This window comes from Paraburkholderia franconis (assembly GCF_009362735.1).
Classification (GTDB): Bacteria; Pseudomonadota; Gammaproteobacteria; order Burkholderiales; family Burkholderiaceae; genus Paraburkholderia; species Paraburkholderia franconis.
The window spans coordinates 100801-124098 of the sequence record NZ_WHNP01000025.1; the positions used below are offsets into that span (position 1 = coordinate 100801).

At 60.1% G+C, this 23298-nt stretch carries 28 protein-coding genes and 1 pseudogene; 28 read left to right on the forward strand and 1 reads right to left on the reverse strand.

The window, feature by feature from the left end:
* The first annotated feature begins 122 nt into the window (after positions 1–122).
* The 4 genes from GCT13_RS25000 (at position 123) to GCT13_RS25015 (ending at position 2851) form a co-directional block, all read left to right on the forward strand.
* Entirely contained in the window at positions 123–575 is a 453-nt protein-coding gene (locus GCT13_RS25000; protein ID WP_152762654.1) for a hypothetical protein, read from the forward strand.
* A gap of 296 nt (positions 576–871) precedes the next feature.
* Entirely contained in the window at positions 872–1159 is a 288-nt protein-coding gene (locus GCT13_RS25005; protein WP_152762656.1) for a hypothetical protein, read from the forward strand.
* Positions 1150–1863, forward strand: coding sequence for a helix-turn-helix transcriptional regulator (locus GCT13_RS25010; protein ID WP_152762658.1), 714 nt, complete (start codon positions 1150–1152; stop codon positions 1861–1863). Before GCT13_RS25005 ends, GCT13_RS25010 begins: the two co-directional genes overlap by 10 nt.
* On the forward strand, positions 1847–2851 hold the full coding sequence (locus GCT13_RS25015) for a fatty acid desaturase (RefSeq protein WP_152762660.1): 1005 nt from the start codon (positions 1847–1849) through the stop codon (positions 2849–2851). Before GCT13_RS25010 ends, GCT13_RS25015 begins: the two co-directional genes overlap by 17 nt.
* 43 nt (positions 2852–2894) lie before the next feature.
* Here GCT13_RS25015 and GCT13_RS25020 read toward each other — a convergent pair whose 3' ends face one another.
* Positions 2895–3182, reverse strand: coding sequence for an Arc family DNA-binding protein (locus tag GCT13_RS25020; protein ID WP_152762662.1), 288 nt, complete (start codon positions 3180–3182; stop codon positions 2895–2897).
* 89 nt (positions 3183–3271) lie between these two features.
* Between GCT13_RS25020 and GCT13_RS25025 the strand changes: the two genes are divergently transcribed.
* The 24 genes and pseudogenes from GCT13_RS25025 to GCT13_RS25140 form a co-directional block, all read left to right on the forward strand.
* Positions 3272–3457: a hypothetical protein gene (locus GCT13_RS25025; protein ID WP_152762664.1), complete on the forward strand. Its 186-nt coding sequence runs from the start codon at positions 3272–3274 to the stop codon at positions 3455–3457.
* Positions 3458–3662: 205 nt separating this feature from the next.
* The gene (locus tag GCT13_RS25030) at positions 3663–4328 is read left to right on the forward strand and encodes a lytic transglycosylase domain-containing protein (RefSeq protein ID WP_152762666.1); all 666 of its coding nucleotides are present in this window, start codon (positions 3663–3665) and stop codon (positions 4326–4328) included.
* A gap of 53 nt (positions 4329–4381) precedes the next feature.
* Complete coding sequence (locus GCT13_RS25035; protein WP_193727753.1) at positions 4382–4747, forward strand: hypothetical protein; 366 nt, start codon at positions 4382–4384, stop codon at positions 4745–4747.
* A 9-nt stretch (positions 4748–4756) separates the two neighbouring features.
* Entirely contained in the window at positions 4757–5197 is a 441-nt protein-coding gene (locus GCT13_RS25040; protein WP_152762668.1) for a VirB3 family type IV secretion system protein, read from the forward strand.
* Complete coding sequence (locus GCT13_RS25045) at positions 5194–7764, forward strand: VirB4 family type IV secretion system protein (RefSeq protein WP_152762670.1); 2571 nt, start codon at positions 5194–5196, stop codon at positions 7762–7764. Before GCT13_RS25040 ends, GCT13_RS25045 begins: the two co-directional genes overlap by 4 nt.
* A 24-nt stretch (positions 7765–7788) precedes the next feature.
* Complete coding sequence (locus tag GCT13_RS25050) at positions 7789–8466, forward strand: type IV secretion system protein (RefSeq protein ID WP_321574606.1); 678 nt, start codon at positions 7789–7791, stop codon at positions 8464–8466.
* Complete coding sequence (locus tag GCT13_RS25055; protein WP_152762672.1) at positions 8456–8698, forward strand: hypothetical protein; 243 nt, start codon at positions 8456–8458, stop codon at positions 8696–8698. Before GCT13_RS25050 ends, GCT13_RS25055 begins: the two co-directional genes overlap by 11 nt.
* A 123-nt stretch (positions 8699–8821) precedes the next feature.
* A complete protein-coding gene (locus GCT13_RS25060) occupies positions 8822–9637 on the forward strand; it encodes a type IV secretion system protein (RefSeq protein ID WP_227746999.1) in 816 nt (271 codons plus the stop codon).
* A 320-nt stretch (positions 9638–9957) separates the two neighbouring features.
* Complete coding sequence (locus GCT13_RS25065; RefSeq protein WP_152762676.1) at positions 9958–10815, forward strand: virB8 family protein; 858 nt, start codon at positions 9958–9960, stop codon at positions 10813–10815.
* Entirely contained in the window at positions 10812–11768 is a 957-nt protein-coding gene (locus GCT13_RS25070; RefSeq protein WP_152762678.1) for a TrbG/VirB9 family P-type conjugative transfer protein, read from the forward strand. The genes GCT13_RS25065 and GCT13_RS25070 overlap by 4 nt, the downstream gene beginning before the upstream one ends.
* Before the next feature lie 16 nt (positions 11769–11784).
* Complete coding sequence (locus GCT13_RS25075) at positions 11785–13194, forward strand: TrbI/VirB10 family protein (RefSeq protein WP_152762717.1); 1410 nt, start codon at positions 11785–11787, stop codon at positions 13192–13194.
* 20 nt (positions 13195–13214) lie between these two features.
* Entirely contained in the window at positions 13215–13844 is a 630-nt protein-coding gene (locus GCT13_RS25080) for a hypothetical protein (protein ID WP_152762680.1), read from the forward strand.
* A 56-nt stretch (positions 13845–13900) separates the two neighbouring features.
* Positions 13901–14953, forward strand: coding sequence for a P-type DNA transfer ATPase VirB11 (virB11, locus tag GCT13_RS25085; protein ID WP_152762682.1), 1053 nt, complete (start codon positions 13901–13903; stop codon positions 14951–14953).
* Positions 14950–15213, forward strand: coding sequence for a hypothetical protein (locus tag GCT13_RS25090; protein WP_152762684.1), 264 nt, complete (start codon positions 14950–14952; stop codon positions 15211–15213). Before virB11 ends, GCT13_RS25090 begins: the two co-directional genes overlap by 4 nt.
* Positions 15210–15446, forward strand: a complete 237-nt coding sequence (locus GCT13_RS25095) for a DUF3717 domain-containing protein (RefSeq protein WP_152762686.1) — start codon at positions 15210–15212, stop codon at positions 15444–15446. Before GCT13_RS25090 ends, GCT13_RS25095 begins: the two co-directional genes overlap by 4 nt.
* A gap of 8 nt (positions 15447–15454) precedes the next feature.
* The gene (locus GCT13_RS25100; RefSeq protein WP_152762688.1) at positions 15455–15808 is read left to right on the forward strand and encodes a hypothetical protein; all 354 of its coding nucleotides are present in this window, start codon (positions 15455–15457) and stop codon (positions 15806–15808) included.
* Positions 15809–15869: 61 nt separating this feature from the next.
* Positions 15870–17636 carry a type IV secretory system conjugative DNA transfer family protein gene (locus tag GCT13_RS25105; protein ID WP_152762690.1) on the forward strand — a complete coding sequence of 589 codons (1767 nt, stop codon included), beginning with the start codon at positions 15870–15872 and terminating at the stop codon, positions 17634–17636.
* The gene (locus GCT13_RS25110; protein ID WP_152762692.1) at positions 17633–19492 is read left to right on the forward strand and encodes an LPD7 domain-containing protein; all 1860 of its coding nucleotides are present in this window, start codon (positions 17633–17635) and stop codon (positions 19490–19492) included. Before GCT13_RS25105 ends, GCT13_RS25110 begins: the two co-directional genes overlap by 4 nt.
* Positions 19461–20276, forward strand: coding sequence for a StbB family protein (gene stbB / locus GCT13_RS25115; protein ID WP_227747002.1), 816 nt, complete (start codon positions 19461–19463; stop codon positions 20274–20276). Before GCT13_RS25110 ends, stbB begins: the two co-directional genes overlap by 32 nt.
* A gap of 1 nt (position 20277) precedes the next feature.
* Entirely contained in the window at positions 20278–20727 is a 450-nt protein-coding gene (locus GCT13_RS25120; protein ID WP_152762694.1) for a hypothetical protein, read from the forward strand.
* 10 nt (positions 20728–20737) lie between these two features.
* The gene (locus GCT13_RS25125) at positions 20738–21070 is read left to right on the forward strand and encodes a TrbM/KikA/MpfK family conjugal transfer protein (RefSeq protein WP_152762696.1); all 333 of its coding nucleotides are present in this window, start codon (positions 20738–20740) and stop codon (positions 21068–21070) included.
* A 309-nt stretch (positions 21071–21379) separates the two neighbouring features.
* Positions 21380–22531, forward strand: coding sequence for a PDDEXK nuclease domain-containing protein (locus GCT13_RS25130; RefSeq protein ID WP_152762698.1), 1152 nt, complete (start codon positions 21380–21382; stop codon positions 22529–22531).
* A gap of 278 nt (positions 22532–22809) precedes the next feature.
* Positions 22810–23049 (forward strand): annotated as a pseudogene (locus tag GCT13_RS25135) (transposase); the annotation flags it as partial.
* 1 nt (position 23050) lies between these two features.
* The coding region (locus GCT13_RS25140) for a transposase (RefSeq protein WP_152762700.1) at positions 23051–23298 on the forward strand (248 nt) is incomplete at its 3' end.

A 23298-nucleotide genomic window follows, 5' to 3' on the forward strand; every position in this document is an offset into this window, starting at 1 on the left:
GGTGGCGCACGGTTGCAATAGAAAACGCACAAACGTTTCCAGAGCGATTTCATGTCGAGTCTCATGACGCATTCCGATGCTTCCGCCTAGTGCTCTTTTGGCGCATGTTTCAGGAGGTGCAGGTGAATCTTGAAGACGATACGGCGCGGATGTACGTCGCGAAGCAGACTCGACCTCTTGCGCACTGGCACGACAGTCCACTTATGGATGCAGCATATCGCATCGCTCAATCGAAGGAGTACGCCAAACTGAATGAGCTCTTGATATCTCACGAACACGCTCTGACTTCCGATTGCGGCGCATCTGACCTCACGTGTCTCGAGGATCGCCCGGGGACTGAACGTGCCAACAGGGCAGACAACACAGGTCCGTTCGCATCGGCGTTGCGGGTCGACGCACGCACGGTTCAACAGGATCTTTGGAACCTCTTTTCCGTGCCCTCATACCATGAGGCCAACGCAATTCGCATTGCGCGTTCTGGACATCACGCCGGCCGATCTCACCGGGATGAGGCTGCTTCGTTCGTCTGGCTTGAAATGACTGATACCGAAATCGAACGCTCTACGTCGTTCTAGCAAGAACATGCGTAGGCGCGGACAACCGAGCATTGGATTGGGATCTATGAGCGACAGTATCAACATTGTGTGCCCAGACTGTGGGGCAAATTTCGGCGAAGACGGCTGGGAGGTCTTGGCAGAGCACGAGACCCACCAGATCACATGCGAGATTTGCCACTCAATATTTTTCATTTCATTGTTCGAGTGCGCGGCGTGCGCGGCCGACAACGTAATTTCGTCTCTATCAGAGAAGGACTGTATGGATCGGACATGTCGCAATTGCGGGTATCGTCCAGAGACATCAGAGGAAGACGATGAAGAAGCTTATCTATGAGAGGGACGTGGCCGCTGATACAGATCGGGTTGGAGTAAGGCTGTACCAGGTCGACCATGGGTTCGTTGCTGAACGGTTTTTGGTCCAGTATGACCAGATGACTCTAGTTCAGATTCTTCCCGTTGCATCGAGGAATGATTTCGAAGGGTTCGCTCGCGCAGATCCGCACCACGCAGTCATGCGTCCTGTTTACCAGGAAGTGCGAACGATCGTTTGGAAAAACGAAGATGGCGTTGGCATAACCGCGGAACTTGACCCATGGATCTGAGCTTCGACGATTTAATGAATGCCACGGATGAGTTGGAGCTGATTCCGCTGGTGAAGGAGGCTGTTCAATCTCATGGGGCGGAATGGTTTGTGTTTGCGTCCTTGCATCCTATGGACTACTCCGCCAGTCGCTCAACATACAGGTTCCTGATCGGTTGTCGTCCTGAGTGGTGTCAGCTTTACAACGCGAATCGGTGGTATCTGACGGATCCTTGCCTGGCGTACGCGCGCACGAACACGGCGCCGGTATTGGGTTCTGACTTGCCTGTTCTCACCTCCGGCCAACAGCACATACTTGAAGTTGCCGCGCAGAACGGTTTTCGAAGTATCTATATCGTTCCAGCACATGCGAGTGGGAAGGGGCGTATCGGTATCCTCTACCTTGGATCAAGTGTAACGCCGGAAGAGGGGGAGCCGATATTCCGGGAAGGTCGTCCGTTTTTCCGGGCATTATCCCTGGAGCTCCTTGACTGGTCGTCTCAAGCAGTGCGCATAGAAGCAATGCAATCGAGTGGCCTGACTATTGACGAAATTCGTGTACTTCGTCTTGTGAAGGCAGAATTCACTGCCAACGCGATCGCAGGCGAGCTTGGCGTGTCTCCCACCACCGTGTATCGGCAGTTCCAACGGATCAACGAGAAGGTGGGTGTCTCGCATATCACCGCGGCGGTGAGATTTGCGGAAGAGCATGACATCTTGGCGTAAGAATCAAGCTTGGTTCTGGTTATCGGCGCTCATGCCGATGCTAGCGATGGTGTCCTTTCTCTTCGAACGACCGTGGTTCTTCTTCCTTGCGCTGATTGTGACAATACTCATTGGCGATCCGCTGCTCGGAAGGGATGTTGAGGCGTCAAAAAAACAATACGTTCAGTCGTTCACTGGTGCTGCCGTTCCGACGGTGTTCATCTTTCTATGGTCAATAGCTGTCCTTGTAGCTCTTGCGCGAGCGCTGCAATCCCGCCCGCTGCAGCTTGTCGGGCTCACACTGGCATCGGGTGTATTGAGCGCCTTTGCGATGGCCCATGTTCACGAAGTCATGCATCGCCGGGATAACTTATCGAGGGTGGTTTCGGACCTGGCGCTCGCTCTGGCCGGCTATCCGCACTACAGGGTTGTGCACCAGCTTCATCACGCGCATGTCGGCGAGCCGCGCTACGGATCGACCGCGCCTGTTGGGATGTCGCTCTGGCGGCACGTCGGGCGCTCATTTTCTGGGGCGCTTGTCGAGGCCGCCACGCATGAGATCAGACATCTTCGTCATGATCGAAAATGCCGCATCCTGTGGCCGTGTCTCGCTTCCATGACGATGCTGATATTGGCCTCGCTGTTCGGTGGCCGCTGCGGCGCTCTGTTCTACATCGGGCAGTGCGCAGTGTCCGTTTTTATTGTGGAAGCCATCGGCTACATCCAGCACTACGGCCTATGCGTGGACGGCGCTGGCGGAGGTCAAATCGCTTGGGACGTTGTGTCCTGGCTGTCCAGCCGACTGTTTGCGAACAACGGGCGCCATACACATCACCATCTCGAACAGACCCAGTCTTACGATCAGCTGGCCTGTATTGGTGAGCCATTGCCTGCGGGCTATCTGCACATGTTTCTACTCGCCGTGATTCCGCCCCTCTGGTTCTTCATCATGGACCGGCGCTTATCGGACGAGACGCATACCACAAAGACAAAGATCAGGCAAGGCTAAGCGCGGCTCTTGAATTAGCCATACAGCTTCGACGAAAGTGTCACTACGGTGTCGGCCCAGTGTTGTTCTTGCGAGCAGCCAGATCAAGAATCCGCTCCGCAAGATTGGTGATTTCATCAGCAGTCATCAGTTCGCCGAGCGACATCTTCGAGATCGTGTCGCGAACCTCACCTATCCCGCTGTTCCCGTTGACGGACAACTGCGGATACGTCGACTGCAAGCGCGCAACGATCTCCGCATTTAGTGATCGCTGATTTTTTTCTGCGGACTCCTTCAGCAGCAGGTACAGGGGCCACGGGAGTCGATGTTGTGAGCGGTAGGTGTCTTTCATAGTGATATTTGACACTACGATAGCACTGACATATAGTGACGTAAAAATGTCACTATAAAATAGTGACACATTCGGTGAGAGGAGGGGGAATGAGTGACATCATTCGTTCGCAATGTCGACTCCCAAAAGAGCTAAACGAATGGTTGATTAATCGTGCAAAACAAGAATCTCGTTCTAAAAACGCGCAGATGGTTGTCGAGCTTCGCGCACGCCGTGATGAGGTGGAACGTGGGGCAGTTTTCAACGGGGCGGTGAACGGCGCGCTTGGAGGATAAGACGTCAGCCGGAACACCATAGCGGTCTTGGTGTGAGTGAAGACGGCTCGGTGAGGCGAGCCGGGAAACGAAGCGGCCGACGCCAGTGTTGCGAGCATCGGCGCCGACACGACCAGTTGTTGGAATCTGAGGAGGTCGATAATGGCTTTAGCCATCATATCGGTCCGTAGCAGGGCGCGAAGTAGGGCGCATGCGGGAGTGCGTTATGCTTGATTTCACTGTTCTTGCCCAGCAATGCGCACCGACAGTCCATCCAGTGACCATGCAGGCTGTGGTACGCACCGAGTCGGGATTTTACCCATACGCAATCGGAGTAGTCGGCGGGCATCTCGAACGACAGCCTCGCGATCTCAATGAAGCCGTCGCGACGGCACGGGCGCTCACGGCTCGCGGAATCAACTTTAGTGTCGGCATAGGCCAGGTCAACCGGTTCAATCTCGCCCGCTACGGACTGACTTACGACACAGCGTTCGATCCATGCGCAAATCTGCAGGCCGGCAGTGCGATTCTCCGCGACTGCTATGAAAGGGCAGCCGCGTCGATGGGAAAGGGTACCAAGGCGCTTCGGGCTGCGATCAGCTGTTACTACAGCGGCAATTTCACACGCGGCCTGCTCGCCGACTCACGCGGATCCAGCTACGTTCAGCGCGTAGTCACAAACGCCCAGCAGGGAGACGGCCAAATCAATGTCGTTCCGGCTATTCCGGTCACGATGAATCACGCTCCTGATGCGCGTGCAAGCGTCCGTGCGGTTTCCGGCCGTGTAACCGTTCCGAGGAGGACTGTAGGCAGCAATGGAATGCGCGACGGGTTACACCCGACGTGGGACGCATTCGGCGAATATTCATGCGACGGGCAATCGTGTGAGTGAGGTGAACGGCGCGCCAGCCGAGTGGAATGCAATAGCCATCTGATGGAGAAATCATGCATCGCAATCCAAATTTACGATTTATTCATTTAGCACAACAGAGAGAATGTGCGTTTTGCATGCGTCTTTGCCGGGTTGTCGGCACGGCGCGTACGGCGTGCTTGCTTGGCGCGATCATTGCCCCGCAGCTCGCGTTCGCCGGTGGTGGTCTGGAATCGGCGACGCAGGGTGCCAACACGTTCAGGATCTGGCTCTACACCTTCCTCGGGGTCTGCGCGTCGTGTGTGCTGCTATGGAAAGGCGCCGAGTGCTGGGCGGATCGTGCCCACTGGAGCGAATTCATCACGCTCGGCGGCAAGGTCGCGGTCGTGGGGGCCGTGGTTGGAGTGCTCGCGCCTTATCTCTGGAACCTGTTCACCTGAGCTCCTGCCATGCTGGACGAAAAAGCCCGCTATCCTGGCTTCAACGGTCTTGGCCGCACCGCGACCTTCTGGGGCGTTCCCTACATGGCGATGCTGGTGGTGGTCGTATCGTCGATGTTCGCTGGTGTGCTCACCGCCCTCATTGTCGGCCCCGGCGGCCTGCTGTTCGTGTTTCTCGGTGTGCCGGTGCTGATGTACTTCAAGCACATCTGTGAGACGGACGACCAGGGCCTGCGCATCATGTGGCTCGAAATGCGCTGCCGTTTCTATTTCCGGATGCTGAAGGTTCGCGCGTTCACCAACGCCAACCGGTTCGCACCGCGCTTTGGCAATACGGCAACGCTTGCACCCCTTCGCTATGGTCGGCAGCGGCGGGTCTACCGCAATTTCATCGAACCCTTGTCTGGCGGCATGCGTCGCCTGCGCGAGCTTGAGCCGGAAGAGTCATGACACGCAAATCTGAAATATCGAGTGAGGTGCTCGGCAGCCTCGGCGCAATCGAAGACTGGATGCCGAAGTTTGGTCATCCGGTGACGAAGCACGTGCAGCATCTCGAGGGAACACGCTTCATGGTGACGCTTGTCAAGAGAGGCGTGCCGTTTGAAGTGCATGAGAATGTCGCGATCGAGCGCATGTTCGACCGCGACACCGAAACATACAGCAAGCTCGGACGTGACCTTGGTGGGCGCCTGGGTTACCACGCCACCTTTACCCGCCGGCGCGTAAGGTTCGACCGCGTGTACAGATTCACTCCTCGTTTCATGAAGTGGTTCTCGCGGGAATATGTCGGGCGGTTCAATGAAGACAGGTTCTACGAAAACCTCTACTACCTGTCGCTGATCCTGAAATACGACGACTTCGACGACGGGCTGAAGGAAATCGAATCTCTCGCGCAGCAGGCGCTGTCGCAGTTTGCGGACTACGAGGCTGAGCTGCTGGAAGTGTACGAGCGTCAGCACATGAACGGCACGAAGATGCTGTTCTCAAGGCACTACGGTTTTGTGAGCGATCTGGTTAACGCCGCGTGGACTGATGTGCCGGTCGCTGCCGAACCGGGTACTGATGTGATCCCGTCCAGCTGGCTGCATTTCGGCTATAACACGGTCGCGATCCGTGGGCCTGGCGTCGCGGTGTCTCGGCAGTTTGCGACCTGCCATGACCTGCGTGGTTTTCCAGACAAACCAGGCTGGGGACAGTTGGACCCGTTGCTGACGCTGCCGATGGAATTCACGATAACGCAGTCCTTTAACTGCCTGACCGGGTTCGAGGCTAACCGCACCATCGATTCCGCGATCAACAAACTGGAGTCCGCGGGCGACAAGGCGAAGCATCAGGTCAAGGAACTGCGCGAAGCGCAGGGGTATGTCAATACGGGCGAACTGAGCTTCGGCGAGTATCACGGAGCCGCGGTGATTTATGGCGAGACGGCGAAGAAAGCGATCGCGAATGGCGATCTGTTCACGTCCCGCTCGCTGAATGAGTGCGGCGTCGAATGGATGGCCGCGACCGGTTCGGCGCCGTTCACGTATTTTTCCCAGGTGCCTGGTGCTAAGGTCAAACCGCGGCCGAAGGTTCAGTCGTCGCGCAACTTCGCCGCGATGCATGCGTGTCACGACTATTCGACAGGCAAGGCTGAGGGCAATCCGGTCGGTGACGGTTCGGCAATCATTCCATTTCGCACCAACGCTGGCAATGTCTTCAATTTCAACTTCCATGCAACCCGGCTCGGTGACGTCAGCGTAACCGAGAAGCTAGCCGGACACTTCGAAGCCAAAGGAACGACGGGCACAGGCAAGACAACGCTCACCGCAGCCGCCATCGCGATGCTGTTCCGGTTCGAGCCGCTGCTCTATGTGCTGGACAAGGGGCGCGGCTGGGAAGCGTTTATCCGCGCGATGGGTGGTGCGTATGTGTATCTGGAAAAGGGCAAGCCTACGGGCTGGGCACCGTTCGAGCTGACCGATACGCCTGAGAATCGCGAATTTCTTTACGGTCTGGTCGAACTGTGTGGCCGCAGGAATGGTGTCGACCACCAGGGCAAGCAAATCAGGATCGACCTGAGCGCCGCTGAGAAAATGCAGTGCCGCAACGCGGTTGACGCCGTGATGGACATTGATGACGTGCGTCTGCGCCGCTTCAGCCTCTTGCTGGACAGCATTCCGGACGAGGGTGACGACAGCCTGCGCGCGCGGCTGTCGATCTGGTGCAAGTCGGAAGGGGGACGCTTCTGGTGGGTGTTCGACAATCCGCCCAACCTGTCGCTGAACATGAGCGGGCAGCGGTGCATCGGTTTCGACGTCGAGGCGTTCCTTGTGGAGAACTATGAACCGTCTGAGCCCGCTTTCGCCTGGCTGTTCCACCTGAAGAGGCTGATGCGCCAGGAAGGCGGGCTGATGGCGACGATCATCGAGGAATACTGGCTGCCGATCCGGTTTCGTACGATCCGGGAGCAGATCGAGGAGACCCTCGCCAGCGGACGTAAGGAAGGCGAGTTCATCGGCCTGGTTACGCAGCAGCCGGAGCAGGCGCAAAAGGCAGCGGACCTGTATCCGGCGCTACGCAGCCTCGTCGCCACCAAGATCTATCTCGCGGACCCGGCCGCCGAAGAGGCGCCGTATCTGCGCGATGGCATGACGCGAAAGGAATTCCGGGAGTTCAGGAAACTCACGCCGCAGTCGCGCCGCTTCCTGATCAAGCAGGGCAACCAGTCGGCCTTCGCCAGTTTCGACCTGAGTGGCCTTGATGATGCGATCGCGGTCTTCTCGGGCGACCGGGAAAACGTGCTGATCCTCGACGGCGTGCGCGCCGAGATGGGCGACGACCCGGATGCGTGGCTGCCGGTGTACCTGCTACGGGTATTCGAGCGCAGGCAACGCACGCGTCTGACCGCAAAGCACGGTGCTGACGAGCAACTTTGGATGAGTGAATTGCGGCACGCGCTCGCGCGCAAGCGTGCCGAGCTTGCCGCAATCTATCCGCCTGTAGATCAGGAGGTGGCCGCTGTGACGGCTGTCTGAACCGCAAACTTGATGGAGGGATCTGTGAAACCTCACCTCGTTGTGCCGGCCATGCGCCGGACCATCCCGCGCCGCATCGTTGCGGCAGCATCAGTCTTCTATGCGGCGGCGGCTGCGCATGCCCAGGGGGTTCCAACCATCTCGCCGGCCGAGCTCGCGCAGCAGATGGTCATGGTGCAGCAGCTGATCAAGCAGGTCCAGAATCAGGAAGCGCAGTTCCAGGCCCTTACCGGCAACAGCGGGCTGGGCATGATCAGCAACAATCCGGCACTGCGCAACTACCTGCCCGAGGAATGGCAGGACATCTACATTCAGGCGAAGGGCGGCGGGCTTTCGGGCGTCAGCTCGTCGATGCGGGTCATCGAGCAGCAGGAAGGAATGACCGGCGCATCGACCGTTGGACAGCAACGTTACTACGACACGCTGGCAACCAACAAGGCGATGAACGAGCAGGCGTACACCGCGATCATGGCGCGTTTCAACAACATCCAGTCGCTCATGCACCAGTCGAACCTGACCCAGGACCCCGCGCAGAAGGCCGATCTGCAGAACCGGATGGCAGCTGAAGAGGCGATGGTCACGAACGACCAGACGCGACTGCAGTTGACGGCGCGGTTGCAAGAAAACGAACTCCGGCTCGCAGAAGAGCAGCGAGAGCGTGAATTTCGCAAGGACTTTTTGGGAGCGTCAAATGATCAATAAGCCGATCCTTCTCATCATCGCGGTATTGCTAGCCGGAATCGCCGCATCGTTAGTCTATCTGGTACATGACCGACAGGTTCATAACGCGCAAGAAGAAGCCGCCTACCAGGATCATTTGAAGTTTAAGGCCGGTCTTCTTGGCATCACACCCCAGCAGCTCGAACAGGAAGAGAAGGCTGACGGGAGCGAAGCAGGAGAGCGTGCGGCTGCCGCTGCAGCCGTTGGGCACTAACCCAGTTACGTTTGTAGGGAGATAGCGATGGCGGTTGGTCCAGTTACAACGACGATATTTTCGACAATGGTAAGTCGGTTCGATCAAAACGTGCTGACTACAGTCGCCACAGGATCGGCGAGGATGATCTCGCTCATCTCCCCTCTGATGGCGACGTGTTTCAGCATTTATGTGCTGCTGGTTCTTTGGAGCTATTGGCAGGGGCGGAATGACGAACCCATCAACGATTTTCTGGTGCGAATGGCGACCTGGGCATTCATTCTCGTCTGTGGGATGAATATCCAGTTTTACAGTGACTACGTCGTACCGTTCTTCAACGGTCTCGGCGAGCAACTGGCTTCGGCACTGACCGGACAAGACAATCCCGTAAGCGGGCTGGATAGTCTCTTGAGTGCGTACATCAACGCATGTGCACAGATTTACGACAGGTCCCACAGTTTCGACGTCATCGGGGCGGTATGGGTGATTTCCGTGATGATTGTTTTTGCCACACCGTTCATGGCGCTTGCCGTAGCGTTCGTGATATTGGCGAAGTTTGCCTTGGGATTGTTGCTTGCCCTTGGTCCATTGTTCATCTCTACGGCGCTCTTTCCGCCGGTCCGGCAGTTTTTCTGGAACTGGGCCGGGCAGTGCCTGAACTACTCTCTGCTTATCAGTCTTTTCGCAGCGACTACCGCAATTGAAATCAACTTCGCCAACTCCATTGTTCCGAATGGCACGACCTTTCCGAGTATGAGCCAGATCGTGGGAATTGACGTGATGGGCGTTGTGTTCTTCATCATCGCGTTGAATCTTCCAGGTCTCGCGTCTGCACTGGCGAGCGGTATCGGCATATCCGCGATGACAGGCCGGTTGGGCGCTCTTGCCAGAGGCGCGATGGCGATGGGTAAAGTGGCGGGGGGGGCGAGGATCAACCGGCACCGGCGGAACGATTTCTGAATAGCCGGAGAACCTCGTGAGAAAAGTTGTGATCTGGATAGCTCGCGCGTGGTTGATGTTGATAGCCGTGTTGACGGCGGGCGGGATGCTGATAGCCATTGTTGTGCGAATCATCAAGCACATTCAAAACATCTAACTGACTTCTCCGGTCGCTGAAGAGGAGGAACCTTAAATGAGTCGGGTGGTGAGTGTGCTATTCGGACTGGTGGTTTTGACAAGTTGCAGTTCGCCACCGAAACCGCCCGAGCCCACGGGGCGATGGGTCCCTGTCAACCAAGCTGCGGCTCACCTGAGCCGCGCGGAATCGAAGTGAGGATGCAATGCCGGCACTGATCAGACAGTGGTTTGCCGCAGCGACGACCGGACGCCGCCGGTTGCCGGTCAGCGCGCCGGCTGTCAGCACGGAGCCGCTGCAGGCTAAGGTGACTGCCGACGAGCGTGACGCCGTAGCGTGGTATCTGAAACAGGCGCAGAATTTCGAACGGTTCAAAGTGCAGGCTGCCGAAGAGAAGGCCCGAATTGCGGACCGGCGCTCGATACTCTCGGGCGGCATCACGCTCGCGGCTGTTTTTGGCATGGGTGCCTTAGGACTACTAAAGCGACCCAATCCGCCCGCCGTGCTGCGGGTCAACGATGTCACCGGCAAGGTGGACGTACTGCCCACCACGGCGAACGGCCGCATCTCCTTCACCGAAAAAACGGACCGTCACGACCTGCACACGTACGTCGAGCTGCGCGAAAGCTACGACTGGGAGACGATCCAGGACGCCCACAGCGCCGTCATGCTGATGAGCGGTGATCAGGAGAAGAGCGCCTACGACACGTTTATTCGTGGACCGTCGGGACCGCTCAAGATGCTGAAGGACAAGTGGCGCGTGATTGCGAAGGTGGGATCCATCACCTTCGTCGGTTCGACCGCGCAGGTTTTCTTTTCCCGGCAGGCGATTCCGTTGAACGTCGCGGTCCGCCGTCCCGATCCGACGTACTGGATTGCGACGGTCGCCTTTGCACGTGTGAATGTACCGGAAAAGCAGGATGAGCAGGACATTGATCCGGATGGCTTTCGCTGTACGAGCTACATCGTCACACGGGACTGGACACGTGCGCCTGCCGATGCGACTCCCGACGGCGCGGCTTCGGGGGCGGCGACTGCGCCGCCGGCCGGAGGCGCGACATGACCGTGTACCCGCTTTCCGCCCGGACTGCGATTGCGTTTGCCGTTGCCGTCGAGGTCACCGCAGCCAGTACGTCCGCTTTCGCACTCGACACGCCGCGTAGCTGCGGAGCGGATCCGCATGTGCAGTGTGCATCCTATGACCCCGACCAGGTGTATCGGGTGGCGACCATGCCAGGGCGTGCGGTGATGATCCAGTTCGAGCCGGGTGAGCACATCGTCGATCACGGCGCGGGCATCGGTGACGCAAAGGCGTGGCACATGGCGATGAACGAAAGCGGTGCACTGCTGAAGCCTGGCGCCATCCAGCCGGAAACCAATCTTGTTCTGGTGACCAACCGACGTACCTACACGCTGTCTCTCGCCGACGTATCGACATTGCAGCCCGCCACGTGGGTCTTGCGTTTCGACTATCCGGACACGCGCGCGAGGGCCTCTGCCGCGCAGTTGCGGCGACAGCAGGCCGTGACTGCGGCGCTCGCCGGCAGTGCGGCGAAAGTGCCGCCGTCGGCGGAGCCAGCTGCAATGCCGCCGGCAGTCGCAGCGAACGCACCGACGGCAACAGGCGGCAACGCGACACAGACGTCGGTAATGGGCAACAGCGCGAACATGCAATACATGATGCGCGGCGATCGCGCGCTTGCGCCGACGGCACTGTGGGACGACGGGCGCTTTACCTACTTCAAATATGCGACCGCGCGAGATCTGCCCACCATCTTTACGAAACTCCCGGATGGGGGTGAGGCGACCGTGAACTTCCACATGGAGGGTGACACCGTAGTCGTGCACGAGGTCTCAAGGGACTTTGTGATCCGTTACGGTCAGTCGGTACTGGGAATCCGCAATGATGGGTACGCGCCGGATGGTCGTTACAACGGGTCCGGCTCATCCCTGCCCGGAACCGCGCGTCTGCCGCGTGACCATGCCGGATCCGGTAGTGCCAATGCGGGTAGCTGATCACGGACGAATGCACATGAATGAACCCAACGAACTCTCGAACGCTTCACAGCCCGACACTGGGCCCCGGGCCTCGCTTGATCTGCCGGGACGCCGCAAGACCCGGGTCGGCAAGGTGCGGCTCGCGCTCGTCGCGCTCGCGGTCATCGCACTGGGCGCATCGGGCGTGACGATTTACCTGCAGCGTCTGTTCCAGCAGCATCAGGACGCGAGGCGGGCGGCGCTGAACAAACCGAAAGATTCGGGGAGCAGCGAGACGGGCGCGGATCTCGAGACGCAGAAGGCGCGCATCAAGCGCGATGAGCAGGAGCGCGACCGCGAGGCCTCGCAAGCGGCGGCGGCTACTGCTGCCGCGTCCGCCGCGCGAGCGAGCCTCGCGGTACCCGCGGGTGCGCCCTCGCAACCGTCTGCGATTGGCGTTCAGATGAACACGAATAATCAGCCGCGACCGCAGACGCCAGCGGAGCGGCGTCTGAGCGGCAGTGTGCTCGCGTCCCGGTCAGATGATGCTGGCGCCGATCGCGCGGATGGTGCTGAAAGTGCTGAGGGCAGCGGCCCGATCGCGTCCGACGAAGGGCGCGGCAGTTCGGGCGGCGGTGGCGCTGATGCGGGGCCGGACAGTGAGCTATCGGGCATGGCGAAGTCGATGGGTTTGTCCGCGCTGCGTGGTGGATCCGGACACGGCACGAATGCCGATGCCCGTGGAAGTACCACCCGCAGTCACAGCAGCAGCAGTAATAGCAGCAACGACAGCAAGGGCACGTCGTTCGACCAGTCCCTGCAGCCTTCGAAACTGCAGCCAATGCAGGCTTCATTCCGACCGGACAGGCACTACCTGATCAGCCGTAACACGATGATCCGCTGCGGGCAGGCCACGGCGATCCGGACTGACCGGCCCGGCCTGATTGGCTGCCCGATCGCACAGGATGTCTGGTCGGACGACGGAACGACCTTGCTCGTACGCAAGGGTGCATTGGCCAAGGGTGAACAGCGCGATGCGGTAATCCAGGGGCAGGGCGTCATCGGTGCGATCTGGGACGAGATCGACGATGGCGATGTCCGTATTCCCCTGAATTCGCCGGCGACTGATCCGCTTGGCGCGGCAGGGATTCCTGCCTACGTCGACGAACACTTCTGGCAGCGCTTCAAGGGCGCGCTGATGGTGAGCCTCATCGGCGACTTCGGTCAGGCATTGGCGAACAAGGCGATCGGAGCGGGACAGACGATCAACTTCTCGAACAGTTCGAACGCCACGCAGGATGTGGCTGCCGAGACGCTTCGCAGCACCATCAACATCCCGCCGACCGCCTATTCGAACCAGGGCTCGGTGATCAACATCTTTGTTGCGCGCGACGTTGACCTGCGCAATGTGTACCAGAACGTCGGTCTTGACGGAAACGAGATTGACCGGACGAACCAGCAATGAGGACGGGCGAGGACATGACGATGCAGTCGCACATCCATTTTCCGGAGAACTTCCCGCTCCACGGTATTGAGCGCGACGCGTTCGAGACGAAGCTACGCAACGCTCTGTACGATCTGTTCGACGGCAACCGGGTGAGGCGGCTCGTCGACCAGGTCGATGCACGCCGGTCGTTCGACTCCGCCGGGGTGCTGCCGCTGTGCCGCATCGGTGACGAGTACACATTCGCGCAATACATGGCGCTCGACCGTTGCACGTTCGGTGATATGTCGGCGGCGCTGCGCCGCTTCATCCTGCGCGCCGTCGGCGCGCGTCCGGGCTTCGATCTGATAAAGCCACACTTTGCAGCGGACCTGGTTAGCGAAGAGGGGGATGCAACTAACCGTCTGTCGCCATCGTCGCTCTCAAACAAGATCCAGCGTCCGCGGGCAGCCGAGCCAACAAAACCCGGTCTCGCAGTGATGCTCGCGGCAACGGCTGGCGGTGCTGCGGGATGGTGGGTTGCGCGACCCGTCGCGGCGCCGATGGTTGCGGTTTCCACGTCGCCCGCCCAGACCCTACGCAAACTCGCGGGCAGCGTGCCGCATGACCGGCGGGCGTATAGGATATCGGTGCAGGTCGAGCCACAGGCCACCGCACCTGTGCCGTACTGAGCCAGCCACAGTGTCAATTGTTCCGGTCGGTATGGATCTATCAGAAAGGACTACTGATGAGTGCAGTTGTTATCGACGTTATCGAGAAGGGGACTGTCGCCCGCAATTTCCTGAAACAGATGGGCATTGCGAATTTCTTCGACGGCAGTCTCACTGAGGTGGCCATCAACCGACCGGGCGAGATCTGGACGCAGGGTTCCAGCGGCTGGAATCGGCACGAGGCGCCCGCCTGCACGCTCGATGCGTGCTTCAAGCTGGCCAATGCGCTGACGGTCATGAAGGGTGGCAAGTTATCCACGAAGGAGCCGATCCACCCGGTGGTGTTGCCAGAAGGCCAGCGCGGACACGTGCTGATGCAACCGGCGTGCGAGCGGGAAACGATCTCGATCACGATCCGCATTCCGTCGAACGTGCGGTTTTCCGTCCATGAGTATGAGCGCAACGGCTGGTTCGACAGCTTCCGCGATGTGTCGCCCCGTCGCACCGTTCCGGACGGTGTGGACCTGCAGCCGTTCGAGGTCGAGATGATGGACGCGAAGTCGCGGCGCGATGTCGCCCGCATGCTTGAACTTGCGGTGGCCAACCGGCTGAACATCGTGCTGGCGGGCGGTACCGGCTCCGGCAAGACGACGCTGAACAAGGCCCTGTCCGATCTCGTGCCGTCCTGCGAGCGGATCGGCACGATCGAGGACACACCGGAGCTGTCACTGCCGAACCATCCGAACCGCGTCCACCTGTTCTTTAGCGATACGCTGCCCGCGAAGGACATCGTGCGCTCGACGCTGCGCATGAAGTTCGACCGCGTGTTGCTCGCCGAACTCCGGGGCGACGAGACGTGGGACTACATGACGCTGCTGAACACGGGCACGCCGGGTGGCATCACCACGATTCACTGCAACGATGCGCGCTCCGCGGCGTCGCGTGCCGCGACACTCATCAAGCAGAGTGCCGTCGGGCAGACACTCGAATGGAAGTTCATCCTGGACCAGGTCCGCATGACGATGGATCTCGTGCTCTTCATGCGCGAGAAGCGGCTCGCCGAGATCTGGTACGACCCCGTCGGGAAATGGGAACTGCTGGGTGGGCAGTTGCACGGAGGTATTGCATGAACGCGGACCCAGACATGCAGGTTGTCGAGCAGGCCCTGATTGGCCTGTGTGGTGCGCTCGCCGTCTTCCTGTCGCAGGACAGCCGTCCGCGCCGGCGACGCTGGGCCTGCATCTTCGGGCTGGCCGCGCAGCCCTTCTGGTTCGACATGGCGTGGCGCGCACATCAGTACGGTGTGCTGGCGCTGAGCGTTGTCTACGCCGCGTCATGGGCGCGTGGCCTCGCGGCGCACTGGCTCGTGCGCGGGGAGGGGCGGTCATGAACTACGCCATCAGCGACATCGAAGCCGCGATCGAGGGATGGCGCCGGCGTGCCGCGTCCGACGAAGCGTTCGCCGCGAGTGTCGAGGCCTGCGCGCTCGCACGCCTGTACGGTGCCGTGATCGTGTATGGCTGTGAGGCTCTCGCGGATGCCGAACTCGACGATGCGCAGCGCGACGCATTGCAGATCCTGCCCACGCTGCCCGTCAAGAAATCGTCACCACCAACGCACTGAGATCCGCCATGCCGAAAACGCTCCGCATCCTGATCCCATGCCTCGTGGTGCTAGTTCTGGTCGCCGGGGCCACGACCCTCGGCCAGTATCTCGGGGGCCTGCTGTTCGCCCGCATGCAGAAGCTGCCGCAGGACGCCGTGGGTGTGTTCACGCTTTTCGACTACTGGCTGGCGTATGGCGATGTGCCGGCGGTGAAGCGGGCGCTCTCCGTTTGCACGCTGCTCTCGGCCGTCATTGGCGGGATGCCCGCCGTGGTGATCACGATGGCGTTGCTCAAAACACGCGGACGCATCGCGCAGTTTGGCAACGCGCGCTTCGCCACGCGCCGCGACATCGTGAAAGCCGGCCTGCTGGAGAAATGACCGTGATGAACACCGCGGCCGTCAGTCCGGCCGACCTTCAGTTCGCACGTCGGGAGAACACATGTCGCACATGTATCCACCGTTCATCGTCGGCAAGTACAAGGGCGAGTACCTGAAGTACCGCGGCCAGGATTTTCTGATGCTTGCGGCCGGCACACGCTCGGGCAAGGGCGTCTCGATGGTCATCCCGAATCTTCTCACCTATCCCGATTCGGTCGTCGTCGAGGACATCAAGGAAGAGAACTATTTGTACACGTCCGGCTACCGACGCAAATGCGGCCAGGAAACGTACCTCTGGTCGCCGTTCTCGGAAAATGGCCGCTCGCACGCCTACAATCCGCTCGAATTCATCCAGCGCAGATCGGCTTACACACGGGTCGGCGACGTGCTGACGGTGGGTGAGCACCTGTATCCGTCGAGCGTGGACGCAAGGCTGAAATACTGGAACGACAACGCGCGCAATCTCTTTACTGGCATTGTGCTGTACCTGCTCGAGACACCGTCCCTGCCGTGCACGTTCGGGGAGGTACTGCGCCAGGCGTCGGGCAAGGGGAGAGCCGTGCGCGAGCACATTTCTTCCATCGTCAGCACGCGCTCGCATGCGACGGACATGCTGCCACCGCTGAGCTTCGAGTGCCTCGATGCCCTCAACCGCTTTCTGTCGCAGTCGAAGGAAGCCTTCGCCAATATCGTGTCCACGATGACGGCGCCGCTGAATGTGTTCAGCAATCCGATCGTCGATGCGGCAACAAGCCGCTCGGACTTTGACCTGGGCGATGTGCGCAGGAAGCCCATGTCGATCTATGTGGGCATCAAGCCGGGCGACCTGAAAGCGGGCGCCTTGCTGATCAACCTCTTCTTCTCGCAACTGATCGACCTGAATACCCGCGAGCAGCCCGCAGAGAATCCGGACCTGAAATACCAGTGCGCGCTGATGATGGACGAGTTTGCGGCACCAGGCAAGATCGACATCATCGATACGGCCAACGCATTCATTGCGGGCTTCAATCTCAGGTTGATGCTGATTTTTCACGGCATGTCTCAGCTTGAAGATCCGAAGCTGTATGGCAGGCACGGTGCGGAAACGCTCGCCATCAACTGCAGGATGCGCAGCCTCTTTGCGCCGCGCACGCTGAAGGACTCGGAAGAGTACTCGAAGCTGCTTGGCACCTTTACCCACCTGTCGCGCTCGCGCAGCCGAAGCCACGGCCGTAGTGCCTCAACCAGCACGAACGAGACCGAGCACAGCCGGGCGCTGATGCTGCCGCAGGAACTGCGGGCACTGTCGAGCCGCAAGCAGATCATCACGATGGACGGGTGCGAGCCGATTCTGTGCGAGAAGGCGTACTTCTACGAAGACCCGGAACTGGTCGACCGGCTGGTTCAGCAAAGCCCCTACCTGCAAGGCGTGATGGCGAAGCTCGAGAAGACCAATCGCCGACGCGCATGGTTCGGCTTCGGACCGAAGCTGCCCGACGAAGAACAGATGAAGCACGCCGCGTTCGTCGCACGCGAGTTGAGTGCGCCCGTGCCGCAGATCGATGTCGAGCACTGGTGGCAGGCACAGAATGCCGCCCGCCGCGCACAGGGTACGGCGGCGACCCCGGCTACTCCGGCGATGAACATCGTGCGCGACGTCCGTGAACACGAGATCGGCGTGCTCGGTGCCGCCCACTTCGCCAACCGGTCCAGCATACGCGCATCGCTCTTCCAGCTGATGCCCTATCTGCAGGAGATGCTATCCGAGGCATCGTCCCACACATCACCCGACTCATCAGGCGAGGGTAACACTGCTTCTCCATCTATCCCTGAAGGAGCTGCATCATGAACGAGATTGAATTCACGAACGGTCTGCCCGATTACCGCGAGATCGAGGCCGCCAATGCCGATGACGCCTCGTCGATCCGGGCCCGCGCGACACCGCCGGCGAACGAGGCGAGCGCGTCGAATGCGCGCGCGGTGCCGCGCAATCCGGAAACGGGCCTGGATGAAGCGACGCAGGCGAGGATGAAGAAGATCCGCGAAGCCAGCCGGAATAAGTACGAGGGTGGCCTCAGACCGGATACACCCGCTGACGACGGCGTCCAGCCGGCGGCCGGCCTCGGCGAGCCGATCGGCAGCACGGGCAACAGGAACAACAGGAGCATGAGCGGGAACGCGATCCGGCCGAAGCCGATCTTTGAGAAGATTGGCTACGAGATACCGAAGTCGGTCAGCGACAGGTATGTGGCGTTTGAAGGGAAATACCTCGATCGCAAAAGCGAGGCGGTGCATTTCGAGGACAGGGGGCGTTCGCTGGCCACGGCCAGTGAAGATCGCGACGTGATCGCGCACATGGTCGCGGTCGCACAAGCGAAGCACTGGGGCGAGTTGCAGCTGAAAGGGAGTGAGGAATTCCGCCGTCAGGCGTGGATCGCGGCCGAACTTGCGGACATGCCCACGCGCGGATTCAAACCCGATGCACAGGATCACGCGATGCTGCAGGCCGCGCGCGAGGCCATGCGAATTGCCGCAGGCGAGCGATCGGCGACTGCTGATCCCGCTCGCACGAACACCGTGGAAGCAACGCCTGTAACCGGGCCAAAACCGAATCAGCCAGATCAGCCGGAACAGCCTGGTGATAGCCGCAAGGCGGCAACCGTTGAGGCACCGGGCGATAATACGTCAGGTCCCGGAGGGGCATCGCCAGGCGGGAGCAGGCGACGGAGAAATCCGCGCCCTTCGAAACCCGGGCCGGCAGCGACCCAGCCGTCCGCAACCTCTGAAGCGAAGCCTGCACCGGAAGATCTGAATCAGGCGCAGCTGCCTCTGGACGCCAATAGTGTGCCGTCGCAACAGACATCAACACGGACACCATCACGGACTGCATCAGGCGAACCGGGGCGCAAGAAAGCTGGCCCCGGCACGCAGAAGCCGCCTGCCGTTACCGCGGGCGTACTGGTGGAACACGGCGCGGCACGCTTTCATCACGATCCGAAGGAGAACGCGAGCTACTACGCGACCGTGCGCACGGAGTCGGGAGACCGCACGGTGTGGGGGCTCGACCTCGAGCGCGCGATTGGCGAGAGCGGCCTGCAGCCTGGCCAGCGCATTGAGCTCGAACGGGGCGGCAGCAAGGTTGTGACGGTCACGCAGCGGCAGTTCGATGAAAGCGGCAAGGAACTGGCGCCCAAAGAGGTGGAAAGCCGTCGCAACGAATGGCTCATCTCGTCGCCCGATGTGCCGGGAATGCCGACCCGCGAGCAACGGGAGGAAATCGAAGCCATGCGTCGCGAGGTCGTTGAGCGCCGGCGTATTAACGAGGCGCGTGAGCGGTTCTTGAACGGCGAGTGGAAATACACAAAGGCGCAGCAGGCCACGCTTGATGCCGCGCGCGAGCGGATCAAGGAACAGGCCGCGCGCGAGGTGCTGGAAGATGAAATCAGGGGGCTGCCCGACGAACAGCAGGAGCAGCTGCGGGGCGAGTTCGAAAGCGCCGTGGCCGAGGCGCGTGCGGATAACCGGCCACTCAATGTCCCGATGCCGCAGGTCAGCGAGGCGACGATCGAAGCCATGCGCGAACAGATCGTGCGGGAGCGAGCCGGTCAGAGTGTGCTGCAGCAACCGAACGACGCGGACCACGGACAGCAGCAACCCACGCACGAGGCAGGTCATGACGCGCCGACACTCGAAATCGATCCGTAACCCGACAACCGGACTGGCCCGCGGCCACGCGGATGCCGCAGCCGTCATCGCCAACCATTCACCGGAGGGACAAGCCATGAAAATCGTCGTACTCAGCCACTCGGGCAATGTCGGCAAGACTACTGTCTCGGACCACCTGCTGGCACCACGCCTGGAAGGCGCCGAGGTCATTTCTGTCGAGTCGATCAACGCGGACGGCAAGGAAACGGCCGCGCTACGCGGCAACCAGTTTGCCGAGTTACAGGACCGACTCATGACTATTGGCAACGCCGTCGTTGATGTCGGCGCGTCGAATGTTGAGGATTTCCTGATGCTGATGCAACGCTATGACGGCTCGCATCACGACTTCGACCGTTTCGTTGTGCCAACCGTCTATGGTTCAAAGCAACAGGTCGACACCATTTCGACGCTCCAGTCGCTGCTGGCTATTGGTGTACCGTTCAGCAAGATCCGGGTAGTGTTTAACATGGTTGATCCGAAACAGGATCTCGTGCGTTCCTTTGCGAGGCTGTTTGACGCCGTCGGCCGTAACGGCTGGTTTGCTCTTGACGCCAGCGCGGTGATTCACGAGAACCCCATTTTCGAAAAGATCAAGGGCACAGGCAAGACGATCGCCGACATCTCGCTCGACCAGACGGACTACCTGGCCATGAATGCGGAGGCAATCGAGTCCGGCGCGCCCGAGGAGCAGCGCGCCCATATCCGGCAGATGGTTGCACTCAAACGGCTCGCGGGTCGGGTGACGTCGGAGCTCGACGCGGTTTTCAAGGCCGTGGTGCACTGAGATGGGCGCCACGGACGACGCGATCCGTGAGGAACTGATCGGCGCGGTGCTGGGCGAGCTGTCGCTCCTGCGCCGCGACGTGAAGCAACTGTCGCAACAGCTCGAGGCGAGCGGCAGGCAGTTCAGGGACGACGGCGAGCTGACGCTGCTGCGATTCGCCGCACGCTACGAGCAGTTTCTCGGGGAGTTTTCTGAATCAACGGCTGACGTGCTAGCCAAGGCAGCCAGTTTCGACGAGGCCCGCGACCAGCTGCTCGGCGAGATCTCGCTACGGCATTACGACGAAGCCAACGGCCGCAGCCGTGAGCTGCTTCGCGATGTGCTTCGTGAGGAGCGAGGGCGCGTGGGTGCCATCAGTCGCAGGGAGCTCGCCGTCTGGTCCGTGTGCACTTCGATCGGCGCGGCGCTGCTCTCTGGTGCGATCGCGGCACTTCATCTCTTTGGCACATAGGGAGGAAGACATGAAACGACAGGCGAGGGCATTCGTGCTGGCCTGCACGGCGATCATTCCAGGCATGGTGGCGACGTTACCTGCGCGCGCGGATGGCGACAACGAGAACGCGTGCGGCGCGGTGCTCTGCCTGGCCGGACTGATGCTGGGCGGCAATGGCGGACGTGAGTGCAGCCAGTATGAGGCGAAGTACTTTTCAATCGTGCGTTACCACCACGGCCACTTCGATCTGAGTGGCACGTCCAACGCACGGGGCGAATTCCTGAATCAGTGCCGCTCGGTCGACAGTGGTCAGAAAAGCGCAGTCAACTCGAAGTATGGCAGTGTCGAGAACGGGCCGTGAGACGATCCTGCTTTTCCGATGACCAGCGCGTTCGCACCAGCTGGATCGTTGATTTGGGACGTGCCGGCCGGTATCACGCACGTCACATTGATACAATGATGAGCCTGCGAATCCGGCGTCGGCCCGGTGCCGGCCGTCAAGGCCGAACAGCGGCGCGGCACGTTGCGGTTCATTGAGAAGCGTCGATGACCATTGAGAAGTTTCGGCAAGACGTAACCCCACAAGCTTGTGCTCGCGGTGAAATCGTCGCCCCTCGCTGGCGAAGGGCCGAAATAGACGTGCAGACGCGCAAGCAGCATAAGGGCAGGCATGACTGATCTCACATCCCACAACCCCGAATATGGCACGTTTCATGGCGACATCGTCGCCCTGCTGGATGCCGCTCGCCGCGCAGCCGCACGCAGCGTCAACGCGCTGATAACGGGCACCTACTGGGAAATTGGTCGACGCATCGTCGAGTTTGATCAAGGCGGTGCGGGACGGGCGGGCTATGGGCAAGCTCTGCTCAAACGCTTGTCGGCAGACCTGTCGGCACGATTCGGGCGAGGTTTTGGCACCGATAACCTGGAGCAGATGCGCCTGTTCTATCTGGCATACCCGCCCGACCGGATTTCCGAGACACTGTCTCGGAAATTGCCAGCGAAGCCCGTGTCTGAAAAATCCGAGACGCTGTCTCGGAAATTGAGCCTTGAGCAGCTGGCCTCGGTTTTCCCGCTCTCCTGGTCGCACTACGTCCATCTGGTGCGCCGCATCCGTTCGGTGGAAGAGCGTGAATTCTACGAAGGCGAGGCTCTGCGGGGCGGCTGGAGTGTACGTCAGCTCGACCGCCAGATCGCCACGCAGTACTACACTCGTGCCCTGCTCTCGAAGAACAAGCGCGCGATGCTGGAAAAAGGAAGCCGGCCGCAAGCGAGCGATTCGGTCACCCCAGACGAGGCAATCAAGGATCCGTACGTTCTCGAATTCCTCGACCTCAAGGACGAATACTCGGAATCACAGCTCGAAGACGCGCTGATCCACCGGCTGGAAGATTTTCTGCTGGAGCTCGGTGGCGACTTCACTTTCGTTGGGCGCCAGCGTCGACTGCGCATCGGCGAAAGCTGGTTCCGCGTTGATTTACTGTTTTTCCACCGGCGTCTGCGCTGCCTGGTCATCATCGACCTCAAGCTTACCGAACTGAACCACGCCGATGTCGGACAAATGCACATGTATTGCAATTATGCCCGTGAGCACTGGATGCTGCCCGGTGAGAACCCACCCGTCGGCTTGATCCTGTGTGCCCGTACCAATGCGGCCGTGGCGCGTTACGCGTTGGAAGGATTGTCCAACAAGGTACTGGCCGCCGAATACCAGACCGTCTTGCCCGATGAAAAATTGCTGGCCGACGAACTCGTCAAGACGCGGCGAGAGTTGGAGGCGCGAGGCCTCGCGCGGACGAGCGACCCTCAGAATCAAGAATAAAAACTCACATCGCCGTTGTCGCCGGTTCGTGGGTAAAGCATCCACCTGAGCATGTGCTTAGCCGCACCGCATCAGGGAATTCGAACAATGGTCTGGCTCTGTCTTAAGGATGACGAAAAACTATCCGGAAAGCGATATGCGGATAATGAGCTCTCGTCATCGCCGTTAATCCCGGAAGATCGCGGTTTGTTCTTTGCAAGTCGCGTCGGGCCACGTGATCTCGCCATTTAGATTAGAAGGTGTTAGGAACTTCCCGTCAAACCTGGTACCCTGGAGGCATGACAAGAGAGAAACGCAAACCTTATCCGACAGACGTGTCAGACGAAGAATGGAGCTTCGTGGCAGCGTATCTGACGCTGATGGATGAGAGCGCACCACAGCGCAAATACGAGTTGCGTGAGATGTTCAATGCGTTGCGCTGGATGGCTCGCGCCGGGGCTCCGTGGCGAATGCTGCCCAACAACTTTCCTGAACCGCCCCGGGTTTTCCGGAGACTCCACTTCTTGAGAAAATGGAGCTATGGAAAACACGAAGAAGAAGTCCCCAAGGTACTCGCCGGAAGTTCGTGAGCGGGCTGTGCGAATGGTGCTGGAACATCAGGGCGAGCGCGAATCGCAATGGAAGGTGATTGCGTCGATCGCAGCGAAGTTCGGCTGCTCGGGCGAGACGCTGCGTAGCTGGGTGCGCAAGGAAGAGCGGGATCGGGGTTTGCGCCCGGGCACGAGCACGCAGGAGCAGGATCGGATCAAGGAACTGGAGCGGGAAGT